10 protein-coding genes are annotated in these 18,392 nt (G+C 57.3%); 2 read left to right on the plus strand and 8 right to left on the minus strand.

Translation table 11 applies throughout. The annotated features are described in order from the left end of the window. Nucleotides 1-247 precede the first annotated feature (247 nt). The gene (locus tag ACOTX2_RS16100; RefSeq protein ID WP_022649720.1) at nt 248-1,570 is read left to right on the plus strand and encodes an MFS transporter; all 1,323 of its coding nucleotides are present in this window, start codon (nt 248-250) and stop codon (nt 1,568-1,570) included. Between the two features lie 93 nt (nt 1,571-1,663). On the opposite strand, the gene ACOTX2_RS16105 is transcribed toward ACOTX2_RS16100, so the two are convergent. Beyond that, entirely contained in the window at nt 1,664-3,706 is a 2,043-nt protein-coding gene (locus ACOTX2_RS16105) for an AsmA family protein (RefSeq protein WP_023298835.1), read from the minus strand. A 65-nt stretch (nt 3,707-3,771) separates the two neighbouring features. Then, a complete protein-coding gene (pdeH, locus tag ACOTX2_RS16110; protein WP_015571521.1) occupies nt 3,772-4,545 on the minus strand; it encodes a cyclic-guanylate-specific phosphodiesterase in 774 nt (257 codons plus the stop codon). A gap of 230 nt (nt 4,546-4,775) precedes the next feature. Between pdeH and ACOTX2_RS16115 the strand changes: the two genes are divergently transcribed. Beyond that, nucleotides 4,776-5,705, plus strand: coding sequence for a sugar kinase (locus ACOTX2_RS16115; protein ID WP_063148101.1), 930 nt, complete (start codon nt 4,776-4,778; stop codon nt 5,703-5,705). A gap of 392 nt (nt 5,706-6,097) precedes the next feature. On the opposite strand, the gene ACOTX2_RS16120 is transcribed toward ACOTX2_RS16115, so the two are convergent. The 6 genes from ACOTX2_RS16120 to bcsB form a co-directional block, all read right to left on the minus strand. Then, nucleotides 6,098-7,588, minus strand: a complete 1,491-nt coding sequence (locus tag ACOTX2_RS16120) for a M16 family metallopeptidase (protein ID WP_022649723.1) — start codon at nt 7,586-7,588, stop codon at nt 6,098-6,100. Nucleotides 7,589-7,809: 221 nt separating this feature from the next. Continuing rightward, nucleotides 7,810-9,096 (minus strand): C4-dicarboxylate transporter DctC, encoded by a 1,287-nt coding sequence (gene dctA / locus ACOTX2_RS16125; RefSeq protein ID WP_022649724.1) that lies wholly within the window; start codon nt 9,094-9,096, stop codon nt 7,810-7,812. A gap of 159 nt (nt 9,097-9,255) precedes the next feature. Beyond that, nucleotides 9,256-11,262 carry a biofilm formation regulator HmsP gene (gene hmsP / locus ACOTX2_RS16130; protein ID WP_023307153.1) on the minus strand — a complete coding sequence of 669 codons (2,007 nt, stop codon included), beginning with the start codon at nt 11,260-11,262 and terminating at the stop codon, nt 9,256-9,258. Nucleotides 11,263-11,382: 120 nt separating this feature from the next. Beyond that, the gene (gene bcsC, locus ACOTX2_RS16135) at nt 11,383-14,865 is read right to left on the minus strand and encodes a cellulose synthase complex outer membrane protein BcsC (protein WP_063148100.1); all 3,483 of its coding nucleotides are present in this window, start codon (nt 14,863-14,865) and stop codon (nt 11,383-11,385) included. Then, the gene (bcsZ, locus tag ACOTX2_RS16140; protein WP_063148099.1) at nt 14,847-15,953 is read right to left on the minus strand and encodes a cellulose synthase complex periplasmic endoglucanase BcsZ; all 1,107 of its coding nucleotides are present in this window, start codon (nt 15,951-15,953) and stop codon (nt 14,847-14,849) included. The genes bcsC and bcsZ overlap by 19 nt, the downstream gene beginning before the upstream one ends. 6 nt (nt 15,954-15,959) lie before the next feature. Further along, nucleotides 15,960-18,383 (minus strand): cellulose biosynthesis cyclic di-GMP-binding regulatory protein BcsB, encoded by a 2,424-nt coding sequence (bcsB, locus tag ACOTX2_RS16145; protein ID WP_074172185.1) that lies wholly within the window; start codon nt 18,381-18,383, stop codon nt 15,960-15,962. Nucleotides 18,384-18,392: the final 9 nt, after the last annotated feature.

Genomic DNA, 18,392 nt, shown 5'->3' on the forward strand with positions numbered 1-18,392 from the left:
TGATATTTCAGCCCGATTCATCATTTCAGCATATAAATCCAGACCGTAACTTTTATTTAACTCAAAACCAGTTTTAATGACTGATATTTAAAATGTGTGAAGCATTTCATGGAAGTGTTTTCGCTGGCCTGAAAATTATCCGCTTTTTGTTGCTTTTATGACCATGTCACGCCTTTGTTACAGATTGAAATGTCGCTTTTGCTGTGCCTAATATGGCCCTTCGTTCGTCCAAAAATAAGAAAATATTATGCAAGCAACAGCCACCACACTTAACGAAGGGGCGGAACACGTTCCGGTCAACTCCCGCAATAAAGTCGTCGTCGCATCGCTGATTGGCACCGCCATTGAGTTCTTCGACTTTTATATTTACGCCACCGCTGCGGTCATTGTCTTTCCGCATATTTTCTTCCCACAGGGCGACCCGACGGCAGCCACGCTACAGTCTTTAGCTACCTTTGCTATCGCCTTCGTTGCGCGTCCTATAGGTTCAGCGGTCTTTGGCCACTTTGGCGATCGCGTCGGTCGTAAAGTGACGCTGGTTGCCTCGCTGCTGACGATGGGGATCTCCACCGTCGCCATCGGCCTGCTGCCGACCTATGAAACTATCGGCATTCTGGCGCCTGTGCTGCTGGCGCTGGCGCGCTTTGGTCAGGGCCTGGGGCTGGGCGGGGAATGGGGCGGCGCGGCGCTGCTGGCGACCGAGAACGCCCCGGCGCGTAAGCGTGCCCTGTATGGCTCTTTCCCACAGCTGGGCGCGCCGATTGGCTTCTTCTTCGCGAACGGCACCTTCCTGCTCCTCTCCTGGCTGCTGACCGATGAACAGTTCATGAGCTGGGGCTGGCGTATTCCGTTCGTCTTCTCTGCCGTGCTGGTGCTGATTGGCCTGTACGTGCGCGTGTCGCTGCACGAGACGCCGGTCTTCGCTAAAGTCGCCGCGGCGAAAAAGCAGGTTAAAGTTCCGCTGGGGACGCTGCTGACCAAACACCTCCGCGTGACCGTGCTGGGTACGTTCATCATGCTGGCGACCTACACGCTGTTCTATATCATGACCGTGTACTCCATGACCTACAGTACCGCCGCCGTACCGGTCGGACTGGGCCTGCCGCGTAACGAAGTGCTGTGGATGCTGATGATGGCGGTTATTGGATTTGGCGTGATGGTGCCCATCGCGGGCCTGCTGGCGGATAAATTTGGCCGTCGTTCAAGCATGATCGTCATCACCTCGCTGATCATCCTGTTCGCACTGTTTGTCTTCCCGCCGCTGCTGGGTTCAGGTAGCCCTGCGCTGGTGATGGCGTATCTGCTGATTGGTCTGAGCCTGATGGGGCTGACCTTTGGCCCAATGGGCGCGCTGCTGCCGGAGCTGTTCCCGACTGAAGTGCGTTATACCGGCGCGTCGTTCTCCTATAACGTTTCGTCTATTCTGGGCGCCTCGGTGGCCCCGTATATCGCCACGTGGCTTCAGGCGAACTATGGTCTGTTCTATGTGGGTGTCTATCTGGCGGCCATGGCAGCGTTGACGCTGATTGCGCTGCTGCTGACGCACGAAACTAAGCATCAGACTCTGTAAGCGAATGCCGGGTGGCGGCTACGCCTTACCCGGCCTACGATTCACATGTAGGCCGGGTAAGCGCAGCGTCACCCGGCAAGAACAGGCCACACCTTACTTCTTCATCTGCGACAAAATCGTCCGACACTGATTCGCTTCGCCTTCTGACGGCGAAATCAACGCCAGCAGCGCCGCCGCAGGGGTGACCAGCGTGGCGAGGGCGGCGGCAACCGCACCGCGCGCAATCAGCGGCCCGGCCTTCACGCCCGCCTGCGGATCTTTGAAGGTCCCGCGAACGTAGAGCGGCGAGCGCAGGGTGATGATGCGAATGCCTTTACTTTCCGGATCGATGGTTAAATCCAGCTGCTCGGACGCCATGCTGGCGGTACCGGTGATGTTGATAACCGCGTTTTCCGTGTCGAATGCGAAAATCTGCGGACGCGCCACACCGTTGACCAGGTCCACGTTTGCCGCCGCGCAGTTCACGCGCACTTCATCGTCTCCGAAGATTTGTCCGACGATGAAGTTACCGACGTTCAGCCCCAGGATCTCCATCAGGTTACGGCTCACCAGCCCGTCGTTCATCAGCAGCTTCAGGTTGCCGTTTCCGCTGCCTAACAGCGCGGCCACAGAGTTACCCGTGCCGCGAATATCCGCATCGCCGTTCATCTCACCGAGGGTTTTCTGCATCAACTCCACGTCCGGCATCAGCTCTTTCAGCTTCAGACGACGCGCCTGGATCTCCGCCCTTCCCTGCATCGGCTTTTTATCCCCCTCCAGGTGGATATTCGAGGAAATGGTTCCCCCGGCCATGCCAAACTTCAGCGGTTGCAGGCGCAGATCGGCGTTTTTCAGGATGATATGGGTCGAGAGGTTGCTCAACGGCAGCGTGCTGCCATGCTCAATTTTACGTCCTTTGAAGCGCACGTCCGCATCCATTACGTCCCACTTGTCGGTTTCGAAGCGGTCATAGGGCAGCACTTTACCCGCAGGCTGAGCGTCCTTTTTGACCTCTTTTGACTTCGTGCCTTTACCCGAATCTACGCCAATCAGCGGACCAAGATCGGCCAGACGCAGCTGGCGGGATTCAACGTCCCCCTCCAGTTTCGGGCGCGGTTTTCCGGTGGTGTAGGTCAGCGTGCCGTGTATATCGCTATCGCCGATGCGGCCGTTGAACCCCCGGTAGTCAAAGACGGACGATTTTTCAGCGTCGATTTTTGCGACCAGCCGCCCGTCCGTTTCAAACGGCGGGGTATCCGGCAGCAGCACGCCGGTGAGATCGTACAGTTCACCCAGCGAATCCCCGGCAAACTTAAGCTGGAGGTCGACGCCGCCCATGTTCATCGGGTCGTTAACCGTGCCCACGAACGCCACGCGGGTATTGCCCGAGCGGAAGTCCGCCTGCACCGGGAATGGCGTACCCTCGCTCCTGAGCGCCAGCATACCGCCGATTTTGCCTTTACCGGTCAGTGGCTGGCCGTTGTAGCGCCCTTTCGCTGTCAGGCCGAAGACGTAATCGCCGGCTTTGCTGTCATCGCCTTTGGCTTTGCTGCCCGTCACTTCGCTAAACGGCAGCGGCTTGCCCAGCGGATCGACGAGGATCTCCACGTCAGCCTTACTTACTTTATCGTCAATGGCGATCCGCCCCCGATCGAACAGAATATTGTCGAGGCGGAAAGACCACGAAGAGGGCTGCGCATTCGGATCTTTATCGCCGCTGCTGGCGAGATCGAACGTCCAGTTGTTGGTTTTCTCCGACAGGCGAATCAACCGCGCGTCGGGCTGCTGAAGTTTGATCCACGGCAGATACACCGTTTTGGTTAACAGGGCTAACGGCGCCAGCGTGGCTTCCACGCGCGGCAGGTGGATCATGGTCACTTCGGGGATGTCCGGCGGGTTGCCAAGAATGATGTCGTCAGCGTGAACGTGCGGCCAGGGCACCCAGCTTCGCCAGCCGGTTTCCTCTTTCTGACGCTCCCACACGACCCCCAAATCGCCACGTATTGCGAAGGGGCGGTTTAGCTCGGTCGAGACTTTCTGGTTGATGGTCGGTTTGAGGCGGTTCCAGTCAAACGTGGCGATAATGATGATTAAGACCACGATCAGCAACAAGAAAATCCCTGCTGTCCAGGAAATCACCCTGGTTGTTTTTGTCATTGTTGTCCCCTTTCCTGATGAACTTGCCTTTAAAACTATAGTTCAGACAAAGGGAAGCGGGCAGATCAGAGGGTGGTTATCACCTTTTCCAGGGTATCCATGGGGACAGGACGAGAGAGGAAATAACCCTGTGCCGCCGCTGCCGGAGAATTTTGCACGTCGCGCCACTCTTCCAGCGTCTCTACGCCTTCCACAATGACGCCCTGGCAATAGCGGTTCATCAGTTGCAGGAGCATCGTAAACAGGTTCCGTCCTTCCGGTGTCTGGCGCAGCATGATAAACAGATCGCGGGCCACTTTGATGTAGTCATAACGCACTTCGCTCAGGGCGGAGAAGTTGGCCATACCGGTACCGAAATCATCCAGCCACAGCGGGCCAAACTCACACATCGAGGCAAATGAGGAGTCCTGCGGCAGCTGAACATGTTCCACCAGCTCGAAGCGCATCCACGGCAAGGTGGCAATCAGCGCCTGCAGCGTCGCATTCTGACGTAACGCCATCAGGGTTGGGCCATCCACGTTCACCGAAGCCAGAATACCGTGCTGCTCGAAGAACGCCTGCTTCGTCGCCAGCATTCTCAACTGCTCTTCCAGCACGTCGATGCGCTGACGCACGGCAACCTCCGCAAAATAGCGGTCCGGCGCGATACGCTGCGAAGGGTTCGATGGATGAGTGACGACCGTTAACACCTCAATTGCCATTAACCGACCGTCAGTACGGTAGATAGGCTGATAGGTATACGCTCGCTCACATTGCAGCCAGTAGCGATGCTCCTGCAAGTTCTCAATACTTGCCTCAGGCGTAGTGCTCAGCCGCTGGATAACCTGCTCTGACTTCATTTCGGATGTCCTGTTGTATGGGATAGCCTTTCTGGACTCGTCACTGAGTTATCGGCCCGCCAGGTGAGAACTTTATGTTCAATTCAGCGGGAAAATGAAATTAAGATGACAGAAATATGCCGGAACACGCGCTGGCTCAAAAAAAATAATGGAACGTCGTTTTAATATGGTTGACCGTAAAAAACACACAGCGCACACTACCCTTAATTACTCTGTTCAGGTTCACGACTATGTCTAAGAAAATTGCCGTGATTGGCGAATGCATGATTGAGCTGTCCCAGAAAGGCGCGGAAGTCAGCCGCGGTTTTGGCGGCGATACATTGAACACCTCCGTTTACATTGCCCGTCAGGTCGCCCCCGACGCGCTGAGCGTGAGCTACGTTACCGCGCTGGGAACGGACAGCTTCAGCCAGCAGATGCTGGAGGCCTGGCAGGGTGAAAACGTTGAAACTTCGCTGATCCAGCGAATGGAAAACCGTCTGCCGGGTTTGTACTACATCGAAACCGACAGTACCGGCGAGCGCACCTTCTATTACTGGCGTAATGAAGCGGCTGCCAAATTCTGGCTGGAAAGCGATGCCGCCGCTGCGATTTGCGAAGAGCTGGCCACCTTCGATTACCTCTACCTGAGCGGGATCAGCCTGGCGATCCTGAGCCAGCAGAGCCGTGAAAAGCTGCTGTCACTGCTGCGCGAATGCCGTGCCAACGGCGGTAAGGTGATTTTCGATAACAACTACCGTCCGCGCCTCTGGGCCAGCCGCGAAGAGACGCAGCAGGTGTATCAGCAGATGCTGGAATGCACCGATATCGCCTTCCTGACGCTGGACGATGAAGATGCCCTGTGGGGTGAAAAGCCGGTTGATGAGGTCATCGCCCGGACGCAGGCCGCTGGGGTCAGCGAAGTGGTGATTAAGCGCGGGGCGGAGTCTTGCCTGGTGGCGGTGGCGGGTGAAGCCGTGAAAGAGGTGCCGGCGGTGAAGCTGGCGAAAGAGAAAGTGATTGATACCACTGCGGCGGGCGATTCTTTCAGCGCGGGGTATCTGGCGGTACGTTTGACGGGAGGTACGCCAGAAGCGGCAGCGCAGCGCGGACACTTGACGGCCAGCACGGTGATTCAGTATCGCGGAGCGATTATTCCGCGCGAGGCGATGCCTGCTTAAGGAATGGGCGGGCTGATGCCCTCACCCTAACCCTCTCCCACAGGGCTGAGGGTTCCCCACAAATTAATGCGAGCACTGAGCAATCCCCTCGCCCCTCCGGGGAGAGGGTAGGGTGAGGGGAACATACGGCGGTGGTGGTCATTCCGTTCACTTTATGTTCCTTGCTACTCTGTAACGACATGACCGGTGAACGTGCCAGGGTGGCTCAGTCGCCACCACCCTGGCGACCCGGGCTCTCGGCGCATCCCTGCGCCTCGCCCCGGCCTGCAGGAAACGCCTCAGCGATTTACAGCCGGACCAGGGCATCGCTGACAGCCCTCAGTCATTTAGAAAGCAACTTTATTGCTTCTGCATAAAATCCCTCAGCCCACAGGGAGAGGGAACGCAGGGCCTTACTGGCCCTGCGGAATATCGCTCGCATCCTGGTGCAAATCATCGGCCGCCGCCTGTACTGGCTGCGACGGCGTCGCCATGATGGCGTTCCAGGTGGCCTTTAACTCTTTCATGTCATATTCCGGCTCACCTTTCGGCTGCAACAGAATCAACGCCATATCCTGAGACAGCTGCTGCCGCAGATCCTGATTCAGCATCTCCACGGTCAGACCGTTCAGGAAATCCTGACGCAATTTCTGATACTGCTCCGGCGCGATATCCACGACCTGATTCTGTAAGGAGCGAATGCGCTGGCTGATTAAGATATCGGTATCGGCGCGGGCATAGGTGGCAAACAGTTTCTGCAATTCGAGGGATTTCTGCGCCACCAGGGCGTTAAATTCCTCTTCAGACAGGCCCTCTTTACGCACTTTAGCCAGCTCTTTCGCCACCACGCCGAGATTCGCGTTCAGCTTATCACCCGGCGATTCGACGTTAATGGCGCACTGGGCGCGCTGGAACAGCACGCGGCAGTCAAAGCCCAGACCAATGTCTTTCACGTTGTTCTTGCTGAGCGTCTGCTGAACATGCCAGAACAGCGCTTCACGCGCCAGGTCCGCACGCCAGTAACGCAACAGCGCCGAGGACTCGCGGATCGGCTGCCAGGCGGTATCCCACATCATCGAAAGACGATCCTGACGCACGGTATCCGTCATGATACTGACCGTCTCAGGACGCAGCGGGGACAAAGTAGGAACAGGGGCGGGCGTTTCACGCTTCCCTTTTAGATCGCCAAAGGCTTTGTTGATCTGCTCTATCACCGCACGGCTGTCCACGTTGCCCACTACAATGAGGGTCATGGCATCCGGGGTGTACCACTGCTGGTAGAAAGATTTCACCTGCTCTGGATCCACCGGCTGTTTCAGCGGTTCTGCCGGGTCGTGGCCAAGCAGCGTGGACCCTTTCAGGCGGTAGCGCCACCAGCCTTCTTTGGTATCCGTCGGCCAGGTCGCCACCATGTCGCTGTTGCTCAACGCATAGTTTACGGTCTCAGGCGTAATCGCCAGTTTGCCGGTGGCATCGGAAAGATAGGTCAGCGCTTCTTTAAGCAGATCGTTACGGTTGTTGGGCAGGCTCAGATTAAACATGGTGTAGTCATAGGAGACCACAGCCGGGGGCAGCGGACGTTTAGGATCGATGGCCTGTTGCCATAAAGAACGCACCTGAACCGCCTGCAAACTGCCGCTCTGGGTGAGCGCCAGTCGAGGAATAAAATGGCTTAAGCCGGTCTGCTGGGTGCTTTCAGTGAGGGAGCCGGTATTCACAGCCAGACGAATTTCAATGCGATCGCTCGGACGTTGCGGAGTGGATAACACCTGCCACTGGAATCCGTTCGCCAGTGTTCCCTGTTGCCAGGCCGGGTCTGGCTGGAGCGCATCTGCCTGCACATAACTGGCTGCTGCCATCATCAGCAAACCGCCGGTTAAGAGTCGAATTTTTGTGCCCTGCATGTGAACCCCTGATCAACATTCCTGGTTAAAGAGAGTGTCTCGCGACGTGAGCACTCAAAGATGACGATGAAAACCTTCCGATTAGACAGCGTGTTCAGCTAAACGTCACGGGCGGAAGCGAAATATACCCAAAAAAATTTTGTCGAAATATGACAGGTATGAGCGGTTATTATGCGCAGGTGCCCGCATCCCCACAAGGGAATACGGGCATTTATGAGGGATTAAGAGGATAAACCGGGGGTTTTGTCCTCAGATGTGCGATTATTCAGCGTATCGTTAAGTTTCTTGTGATCCAGCTCTTTTACCCACTTCGCCACCACAACCGTCGCCACACCATTACCAATCAGGTTGGTTAACGCGCGGGCTTCAGACATAAAGCGGTCGATACCGAGGATCAGGGCCAAACCCGCCACCGGCAGATGGCCAACCGCTGAGATAGTGGCCGCCAGCACGATAAATCCGCTACCCGTTACGCCCGCCGCCCCTTTCGAGGAGAGCAGGAGGACGACCAGCAGCGTAATCTGATGGAAGATATCCATGTGGCTGTTGGTGGCCTGAGCAATAAAGACCGCCGCCATCGTCAGGTAAATCGAGGTGCCGTCCAGGTTAAAGGAGTAGCCCGTAGGAATAACCAGCCCCACCACTGACTTACGGCAGCCCAGCTTTTCCATTTTATCGAGCATACGCGGCAGCGCGGACTCAGAAGAGGATGTGCCGAGGACAATCAGCAGCTCTTCACGAATGTAACGGATAAATTTGAAGATGCTGAAGCCGGTCGCACGAGCGATGGAGCCGAGCACCACCACCACAAACAGAATACAGGTGATGTAGAAGCAGATAATCAGCTGGCCAAGCTGTACCAGCGTGCCGACGCCGTATTTCCCGATGGTGAAGGCCATCGCGCCAAAGGCACCAATCGGGGCCAGACGCATAATCATGTTGATGATGCCGAAGATAACCTGCGAGAAGCTTTCAATGACGTTAAAAATCAGCTGACCTTTGCTGCCAAGACGGTGCAAGGCAAAGCCAAACAGCACGGCAAACAGCAGTACCTGGAGGATATTTCCGCTGGCGAACGCGCCAATCACGCTGCTCGGGATCACGTCCAGCAGGAAGGCAACAATCCCCTGATCTTTCGCCTGTTCAGCGTAAACCGCCACCGCTTTCGCATCCAGCGTGGCCGGGTCAACGTTCATGCCCGCGCCAGGCTGTACCACGTTGACAATAATCAGGCCGATAATCAGCGCGATGGTACTGACAATCTCGAAGTACAGCAGGGCAACCGCCCCCGTACGCCCGACCGCCTTCATGCTTTCCATGCCGGCGATACCGGTCACCACGGTACAGAAGATGACCGGCGCGATGATCATTTTGATGAGCTTAACGAACGCGTCGCCAAGCGGTTTCATTTGCGCGCCCAGCTCCGGGTAGTAGTGACCGAGCAGAATACCGATGGCGATGGCTGTCAGGACCTGGAAGTAAAGACTTTTGAAGAGTGAGGTTTTCATAGGGTGTCCCTGGAAAGAATAACTACAGGCTTTGTAAGGTTATGGTTAACCTGCGGCTTTAAAATAACACCCACATAACAGGACAGAAATAAACGGGGTTCAAATTTGAAACACAAATGTTAAGAACTTTGAGCTGGCTCGCACAAGCCAGCAACAAAATTACACTTTTGCGTTATTGCCAGCGTCGGCGAGATAGCGTCGCTCAAAGGTATCCGTCGGCACGGCGCGGCCAAACAGGAAGCCCTGACCGCTCTCCACACCCGCCGCAGCCAGCCACTCGCGCTGGGCTTCGGCCTCAATACCTTCGGCAGTCACGTGCAGGTTCAGGCTGTGCGCCATCTGGATAATGGCCTGCACCAGGCTGCAATCCTCCGGCAGCCCTTTCACAAAGGTTTTGTCGATTTTCAGGACGTCCACCGGCAGGGTTTTCATGTGCTGGAGCTGACGCAGGCCGGAATACCCCATACCAAAATCGTCAAGCGCAATGCGGATCCCGGCATTACGCAGCGGTTTCAGAATGGCGACAGCGTCGTCAGGATTGTCAATACAACGGCTCTCGGTGACTTCCAGGATCAACGTGTGGGGCTGGATGCGGTAGCGATGGATCAACTCGAGCATATCCGGCACCATAGTCGGGTGCATCAGCTGTAGCGCAGAAAGATTCACCGACAGCGGCAGCGTGATGCCCCGTTGTTGCCAGGCCGCAAGCTGGCGGCACGACTCTTCCAGCACCCAGTATCCGACGGTGACCATCAGGCCGCAGGACTCGATACGTTCGATCATCCCCTCAGGCAGCTCCCACGTGCCGTCCGGCTGCTGCATGCGCAGCAACGCTTCGGCGCTGGTCACTTCACCCGTGCGCAAATCCACCTGCGGCTGTAGCCAGAGCGCAAACTGGCGATTGTCCATCGCCGTCAGAATGTCGCTCTCTTCCGTCAGGCGCTGCTGGGCTTTTTCCATTTGCTCCGGATCAAAGAACTGGATCTGGTTTTTGCCTTTTCGGCGCGCGGTAAACGCTGCTGAGAAAGCCCGACGGTATAACTGCTCGGCGGTCAGACCACCGTAGTACATTGCGATACCAATGCTGGCACTTGGGCGTAGCTGGATACCCTGAATGGGTAGCCGCTCATTTATGACAGTGAGTACTTGCTGACCTAACGTAATAGCGTGCCACGGCTCTTTTACACCGTGCGCAATCACCACCAGGTCATAGCCGCTGACCTGGGTAAGTACCATGCGCGGCGCCAGCACAGATTTGATTTTTTCCACCAGCGTCAGTAATAGCATCTCGCGCTGGCTCTCTTTCAGCACGCCCGTCGTGTCCTGCAAGGTCTCGCAGGCAATCACCATCAGCGCGGTGGTCTGCTGGCGAGCGACGGTCTGCTCCAGCAGGGCCATTAAAAACGCTTTGTTTGGCAGGTCGGAAACCGGGAAACGGGTGGCATTATTACTGACCTCTTCCTGCTGACGCAGGACACGCTGCTGGTTGATATTGTAACTGCGGACCAGCATGCCAATTTCATCGTCGTGATGCAGACGCGGCAAGGGAAGCTGATGCCCCATGTGCTCCTGCGGAGAGAGGTCATTCAGCTCCCGGGCTATGCGGCGCAACGGATGCACAATTAACCGGTTGATGCACCACGTCAGCGCCACGCTCAACATTAAGGTTAAAAGTAAGTAAGTAGTCACTAACGTAGCAACCCAACTCATGACGAATTTATACATGCGGTACGAGTCCGCCTGTAGTACCAGATAGGCCAGCGGCTGCGGGTTAGCCGGTCTTTCCAGGGAATAGAGAGGCAGGGAAATCTGCACCGGCAGTTCAAACAGGCGCATCACCATCATCGGGACGGGACGCTCCGGGATAAAGCTCATCCGCAGCGCCTGGAACTGGTTCGGCAGCACTACGTCGGCGCGGCTCACGATACCGGCGGGCTGAATGCGTTTCAGGATGGATTCCGCCTCGGGGATATCCCCTTTCAGGATCGAGGCCGACAGGGGTTCCCGCACCGAGCGAGCAATACTTTCCAGTTGCGAAGCCGTGTTATAGCGATTCTGCTGTACGGAATGAAACAGCAAAATGACGCAGAAGATGAAGACAAACAGCATTGTGACGGCAGACACCATCGCCATCTGTTTGATCGTTAAGGAACGGCTGACACGCAAAATGACTCTCCACAAAACTCGAAGCGCAGGGCGCACCAGGGCGTAAACCTGGTGCGCCCGAGTATACCCGATAGCTGCACTTTTAAGAGAGACTTACAATTAGATTAAGCAAAAATCCGATCACCAGTCTGCATAAGGCACCAGCGGTTCCGGCGGTAAGTCCATATCACCCTGCCAGCCTGCGGCAGAATACCGAACATAGAGCAACGCATGGCTCGGGGTATAGTCTTTCGCTTCCTGAATATCGACGCCCAGACCGACAAACCAGTTGGACGTCACACGGCGTTCAACAATCGCCCTTGCGGTATAACCCGTCCCTGACGAGCTACTTCCGGTTCCCATCACACCTTTATCGGTATAACGGCCTGGCTCATTGTCCGGGATCAGCCCCTGCAACGGATAACGCATCACATCCTTTGTTTTTGAATGGGACCATGAGACGGAACCGCCCAGCTCCCATGACCAGTTCTCTGTGCGTTTACGCCAGTTCACCGGTAAGGCGAACGACACATACTCCTGGGGACTGTAGTAACCGCCCTGGCCCAGCGAATAGCCACTTAAATCCTTATCGTAATGCCAGAGCATGTTGGACACACCGACCGTCAGACGCTCGTTGTTCTGATTGATAAGCTTGTAGTAATAGCCGGTCATCCAGCGGACCCGCCAGTTATCTTCGACATTCTTCCCGGTGAGGCTGTCGGCACTCAGGCTTGACCAGATCCCGTTAGCTTCGCCTTTGTCGTAGCTCATGCTCACGCCGCCACCGGTAGCACGCACGCCGCCCCAGGTGGTGTCGGTATTAGGATCTTTTTGCCCGGCGAAGGCCAGCACCGAGCTGGAAATCGGACGACGATGGGCGTTCAGGGTGTAGCCAATCGGCCCCAAGTCGTTGCTGTAGCTCAGGCTGCCCACCACATCGACCACGTCGAAGCCCATCGGCGTTGTACCGATGTCCCACGCCCAGGTGTTGTTCTGCCAGCCGACGGCCACGCTGGCGCCGTTGGCCGACTGGTTCGTGCTGCCGTGACATGGCGTTTCGGCGCAGGTACCCCACGTTGGATCGTAGGTTCCATTGTCCGTATCAAAGGAACCGGCGTTCATATTGACCAGATCGCTACGGAAGAACATGCGGCCATCCGATAGCGGCGCATCCACCTGGAGCATAGTGGTGTGCGCTTTCAGGTCGGAATAGCCCCCCGTGCCGCTGGATCCCCAGTAGTCGTGTTGCAGCGTGACGTTCAGATCCTGCTGACGATAAAGATCGCCTGCATCGCTGCGCACGCCGCGCTTCAGCCAGTCATCTTTCTCATCGTTACGCGTGAGCCGCGTAAAGCTGTCGTTATCGGTTGGACGAGTCGTTGTGATGCCCGATGAGACCATCGCATCCTTCCAGGTGTCCAGCGCCTGCTGAGGCTGGCCGTTTTGCGCCTGGAAGCGGGCGGCATCACGCATCACCAGCGCACTTTCCATAGAAGGCGGCTGCGATTTTGCCTGCGGAAGAATGGTGTTGAAGGTCTTTTCTGCCGCGGCTGAATCGCCCAGACCGGCCTGCGCCATGGCGATCCGGCGCTGCATATTGAGGGAGAGCGGTTCGCCGTTTTGTGCCGCGGGCAGTTTCGCCAGCTCAGCGCGAGCGGCGTCCCTGTTGCCCTGAGCAAGATTGACTTCGGTCAGGCCGAGAATTGCGTCTTCGTTCTGCGGTTCCCGTTGCAGGACGGTGTTGTAGGCGGTTTTCGCGGCCTCGTGATCGCCACGCTGTTCAGCCCAGTCTGCCAGCGTTAAGTCAATACGGGTGGACGGGGGCTGCTGGCGAAGCAGCGCTTCCGCTTCCTGCTCTTTTCCACTGTCGCGCAGGCGGTTGGCGGTTTCCAGCACCTGATTACTTTGCAGGCGGTCCGCCAGCGCCTGGATGTTGCCGTTCCACTTGTCGCGCGGCAGCGTGTTCAGATGCGCCAGCGCGGCCCGGTCCCGATCGTTACCGGACAGGTACAGCCCGCTGGCGTAAACCTGATCCGGATCGCCCGGTTTCTGGCTTGCCAGCTGGCGCATCAGGTTATCTGCCTGGCTGCGCTGACCCGCGCTATACAGATCGCGTGATAGCCGGTAGGTGATCCACACGTCGCCCGGGGAAAGCGCAAGGCGTCGGCGCTGAATTTCTGCGGCCTGCGCATAGTTTCCCTGGCTTTCCAGCTGTTCAGCCTGAGCCGAGAGCTGCTCGTTCGTCAGGCTACGTTCAATATCATCAATGCTGCGGCGCTGGCTGGCAGAGAGCGACTGAATAAACTGCGTCGCCTTCTCCGGAGACTGCTCGCGATAAATATTGGCAAGACCGCGTACCGCGTTGCTGTTGCCGCTGTCCATCCGCAATGCCTGGCGATAATAGCGTTCAGCCGCGTCGTTATCTTTGCGCGCCGCCGCCGCGTCACCCAGCCCCAGGACCGCGTAGCTGTCCGTATTGTCAATGTTGCGCGCCTGCTGATAATAGCGTTCCGCCTGGGCTGTCTTGTTGGCTTTCAGGGCGTTGTCACCCTGCTGGATCAGCAGCCAGTATCGGTTAACCTTCAGCAGGCTGTCCCATTTGCCCCGGTTGTCGCTCTGCGGATCGAGGGCGATCGCCTTTTCAAACTGCGCAACCGCGCGGGCGCGATCGCCTTTCTGCGAATAGGCCTGCCCCAGCGCGCCTACGGCTTCACTGTCGGCGTGGTTGGCGCTGACTGCTTTCTGCAACTCCGTTACCGCTTTACTGCCCTGCCCGGCATCCACTGCGGCTAACCCTTCGGCTTTGGCGCGAAACGCCGGATCGGCGAGCTGTTTTTGCTGCGCTTCAAGCTGGGCGCGCGCCGCCGTCACGTTATCGCCATCGCTGAACACGCTCAGGTATTGTTGCAGCGCGGTAACGCTGGCGCTGCTGGCCGGCTGATCTTTGATCTGCTGGTACCACATGTCCGACGCCTGACTGCGGCCATTGTTCGATTTGGCCATCTCCTGTAAAACCGCAAACCCTTCATCACGCCGTCCACTCTGGAACAGAAGCTGCGCCAGCGAAGCCTGTAGCGGGGCGTTGCCCGGACTGCTGGCGTTGATTTTCTTCAGCTGATTAATGGCAAGATTGCGGCGGGCAGGCTCTTTCGCCACCACGTTCCAGTACTCCGTCGCGATGTCGCCGCTGGGCGGATTACCGTCAAACAGTTTGTCATACGCGGCAATAGCTTCCTGCGTGTGCCCGGTGGTGGCGAGCAGGCGAGCCTGCTGGAGGGCCTGGCGACCATCCGGCGTGGAGAGCAGCATGGTCGTACGGGAGGACTGGTACGCACTGGAATCGGGTGCCATTCCTTTCAGGCGATCCAGCTCTTTTTGCGCGCCCGCCGTATCCCCCTGTCGTAACAGGTAGCGGAAGCGAGCGGCAATCACGTCCGGGTTGTTGGGGTCGATCAGCTCAAGGCGATAGAGCGACTGGCGCACCAAATCCTCACGCTGGGTGGATTCCCCCAGACGAACCTGTTCCAGCAGCTGTCTCTGCTGCGGGGAGTTGGCGGCCTGGGCCAGGGGCATGAGCGCCAGGCCAAGCGATAAGGCGAGTAGATTTAGTGTGAACGTGCGCATTCCTGGCCCCAATCCGGTAGTAATTCACCTTGCGCGGTGAAACGAAAACGATGCTGATCCCACCCTTGTCCAAAGAGGGTCAGAACGTAGCTGTAATAAGCATTGTTATCGGGAAAACGATCGGCGACACGCTGGCGTTGCACCGCCTGCGCGTCCCGTTCTTGTAAAAATGGAAGCAGGGAGGCAGAAAACCCTACCGGCCCATCTCCGGTACGTTTCCCGGTCGCTACGTCCACTTTTTCCGGCGGTAAGCCTTGTTTGATTGTGGTGGTCGCCATGGGCTTGAAACGCGCCAGTAGCCGGGCTTTTTGCGGATCGTTATCGTTCATCATCCCTACCCACAGATAGACGCGAATCGCATCGTAACTGCCGATCAGGGTCGTATCCTGCTTCAACTGCCAGCCGCCCTTTTTCTGGTATTTCACCCAGTTCGGGGAAAATCCTTTTGGCGCGGTCTCCAGCAGCAGACGCAGGTTGGTTTCACGGAGCGTTGTCCACGGTGCGCCGAAACGGGTGAAATAGCTCGCAAGCTGCGGCGGCAGGTAGCTGGGGTTGAAGCGCCAGACACTCTCATCGGCAAAACCGACTTTACCCGGCAGCAGCATAGAACCCAGCCCCGGCACCTTCACCACTTCCTCACTGGCAATGCGCGTCAACAGCGCCTTACCCGTGCGTGTGTAATCGGGATTTTTCCACAGCCGCCCGGCTTCCAGCAGCGACCAGGCAATCCAGATATCGGCATCGGACGCGGAGTTAGGGTCGATAACCGCCCAGGTGTTGTCGTCCTTTTTTCCCCATAGCCACGCCGGGAGATGTTGGGCTAAATCCCCCTCGGCAAGGTTATCGCGCGTCCATGTCAGCAGCAGATCGAACGTCTTGCGATCGTTTGCTGCCAGGGCAAAGAACAGTCCATAGCTTTGCCCTTCGGAGGTGGTGATTTTGCGCGCGTCACTGGGATCAATGACGCGCCCACTTTCGCTCATATAATCCTGCTTGAACGTCTCCCAGGCAGGCCAGCGACAGGCGGCATGCAGATTCGCCGCCGCCAGCATCAACGCTGCGACTACACACCCGCGAAAGATTTTCATCACGGCTTACTCATGGTCCGGGTTAAGACGACGACGGCTGATGATTCGCAGCAGACGCCACAGTACCCACGCCAGCAATACAACGCTGAGCGCAGCCAACACGGCCAGCAGCACCGGGTGGTTAGAGAGGGCGTACCACAGGCGTTCGAACCACGGCAGATGACCGACGTAGTAGACATCCCCCACGCGCAGGCTGTTTACCCCCGACTCACGGATCACCGAGACGGAACCGAACATTGCCGCCCGTTTACCGCTGTCGTTCATGGCCGTGTTGAGCAGCTCATAGCCGCGCGGGCTGTCCGCCAGCAGGGCGATCACGCTGCGCTGGTCGTTATACGGAGACTGGAAGCCAACAATCGCAGCCATCGGACCCGTTGAGCTTACGGTCGTCCTGATATTGGCCTGGCGATCGCCGCTGTCCGGCATGATGCTCGGGAACTCGGTCTGACGCAGCGGCGTGTTGACCCATGACTGAGCCGCCTGCACCAGCAGATCGACGCGCTTCTCGTCTTTCAGCTTGTCCGGAATATTGCCGATGACCATGATATCGGCATCTTTGTTCTGGATTTGGCTACCGTCATCCGTCACCGTCACGTTGATAGCCGGTAAGCCGGTTTGCGCCCCGACGGTGCCCATGGTGTCCAGCAGCGTGGCAACCTGGCCTTCATTGGCCGCTTTTGGCATCACGACAATCGATTCAGAGAGATCAGCCATGCGGCTGAACGGGAAACTGGCGTTAGCAAACGCACGCAGATCCGGCATCGCGATAAAGTGGTAATACTTCGAGAAGTCGATTGTGGAATCATCACCAATCACCACGTGGTTTTGCACCGGCTGGAAGGTAATACAGTTTTCCACCGATCCACCCGGCATCGGGTTCATATACTGGAAGTTAAACCGCAGCTGGTTCACCGCACCGAGCTTCAGCGCCGGGATCGACACATCGGTTTTGCCATCCAGCAGCCCCTGCAATACAGGCAGACGAAGCATCAACCGGTTTGTCTCCTGGCTGCTGGTCAGGCTGAAGGATTGCAGGAACTGGTTGTTGAGGCTGATATCCATGCGCGAGCTGTCTTTGGTTACCGGCGCGGTGTAACGGTAGTTCAGGTTGATATCAATACCGTTGGTGCGCAGCAGATAGAGATCCGGCGGCAGGTTCAGCGACAGGCTGACAGGAGAAGGTTCAAGCCCGGTTGACTGCAATTGCTCTTCATAGGTTTTCAGCTCGCCGAAGGTAATCGCGCGGTCGGTGCGGACCCAGTTCGGCGCATCATAAGGCTTACGTGCCAGCAGCGGTTTCACCTCATCCACCACGACGCTATTACCGCGGAACAGGATATTGCCCTGCGCAATGCCTTTTGCCGCCTGCACCAGATCTTTATCATCACGCCCGAAGATCACCAGCAGCTTCACGTACGGATTGTCGGGGTGGCTGATCATCTCGATGGTGGGCGCTTTCACCTCTGGATGGTCCCGCAGGAATGCCGGGCGTTTGGCGTTGGTGGCAAACACAATCGCGTTTTTGTCCGGCATTTTGTCGTACATAACCGGGAAACTCTGGCCACGCCAGCCGGAGCGGGAACCAAACCAGGATGCCACGATAGAGGCCGCCAGCTGTTCGGTCACATCAGGAGAGCCCGCAAACACCATTGGCAGGTTCAGTGGACGGTTATCACGCGGGTCGAAGAACGGCACCGGGAAGGCGGAGAGATCGTTTTTCAACGCCAGCGGCTGATAGGTCATCTGAAGCGAAGAGTTACGACCAACATCCAGCCACAGGGTGCTGCTGGCCGGGTTTTCACAGACATCGCGGTAATGGCCGACAAATTCCAGACGCACGCGGTTAAAGTCGGTGATAAACAGCGGGTTAATCGGCACCTGAGCCAGGGTTTTCTTACCCAGTTGCTCTTTGGTGACGGGCAGGACGTCCATCAGCTCATCATTCAGATAGACCTTAAGCTGGGATTGCACCGGCAGCAGCGACGGCGATGGCGTGTATTCCAGGTTGAGCATCGCTTTCGACACGACTTCATCGCTACGCATACCGAATTCGACACCGCCATTTGGGTTGATGCCGCGCAGAACCATGCTGCCCGGAGGAGGCGCGATCTGGGCGAACGTCAGCTTAACGTCACGCGACGGCGTATTTTCCGCAACCACCGGTGCACTGGCTCCCGGCACGCCAGGCATAACCTGCCCAACCACCGGGTTGTCGGCGGGCAGCGTATTCCCCATCGTCGGCTGATTCGGGACGACGTTTTCCGTCTGCCCCGGCGCCGCCGTCACTACCGGATCGGTCGCTTGCGCGACGACAGGCACCGTTGGCGCGGGTGTGGTCGCTGCGTTATCAGGCGCCGCGTTAGCCACTGTTGCAGGGAGCGCACTCATCCCCATTGCCACTGCACATAACCAGGAAAGTTTTGTTTTCATCGCGTTATC

The organism is Enterobacter cloacae complex sp. IR5412 (genome assembly GCF_049237385.1).
GTDB lineage: Bacteria > Pseudomonadota > Gammaproteobacteria > Enterobacterales > Enterobacteriaceae > Enterobacter > Enterobacter intestinihominis.

Bases quoted from the DNA above. Each gene is read 5' to 3' on its own strand.
- ACOTX2_RS16100 (WP_022649720.1), top strand. From the start codon at position 248: ATGCAAGCAACAGCCACCACACTTAACGAAGGGGCGGAACACGTTCCG.
- ACOTX2_RS16105 (WP_023298835.1), bottom strand. From the start codon at position 3,706: ATGACAAAAACAACCAGGGTGATTTCCTGGACAGCAGGGATTTTCTTG.
- ACOTX2_RS16115 (WP_063148101.1), top strand. From the start codon at position 4,776: ATGTCTAAGAAAATTGCCGTGATTGGCGAATGCATGATTGAGCTGTCC.
- pdeH (WP_015571521.1), bottom strand. From the start codon at position 4,545: ATGAAGTCAGAGCAGGTTATCCAGCGGCTGAGCACTACGCCTGAGGCA.
- bcsZ (WP_063148099.1), bottom strand. From the start codon at position 15,953: ATGAAAATCTTTCGCGGGTGTGTAGTCGCAGCGTTGATGCTGGCGGCG.
- dctA (WP_022649724.1), bottom strand. From the start codon at position 9,096: ATGAAAACCTCACTCTTCAAAAGTCTTTACTTCCAGGTCCTGACAGCC.
- bcsC (WP_063148100.1), bottom strand. From the start codon at position 14,865: ATGCGCACGTTCACACTAAATCTACTCGCCTTATCGCTTGGCCTGGCG.
- bcsB (WP_074172185.1), bottom strand. From the start codon at position 18,383: ATGAAAACAAAACTTTCCTGGTTATGTGCAGTGGCAATGGGGATGAGT.
- ACOTX2_RS16120 (WP_022649723.1), bottom strand. From the start codon at position 7,588: ATGCAGGGCACAAAAATTCGACTCTTAACCGGCGGTTTGCTGATGATG.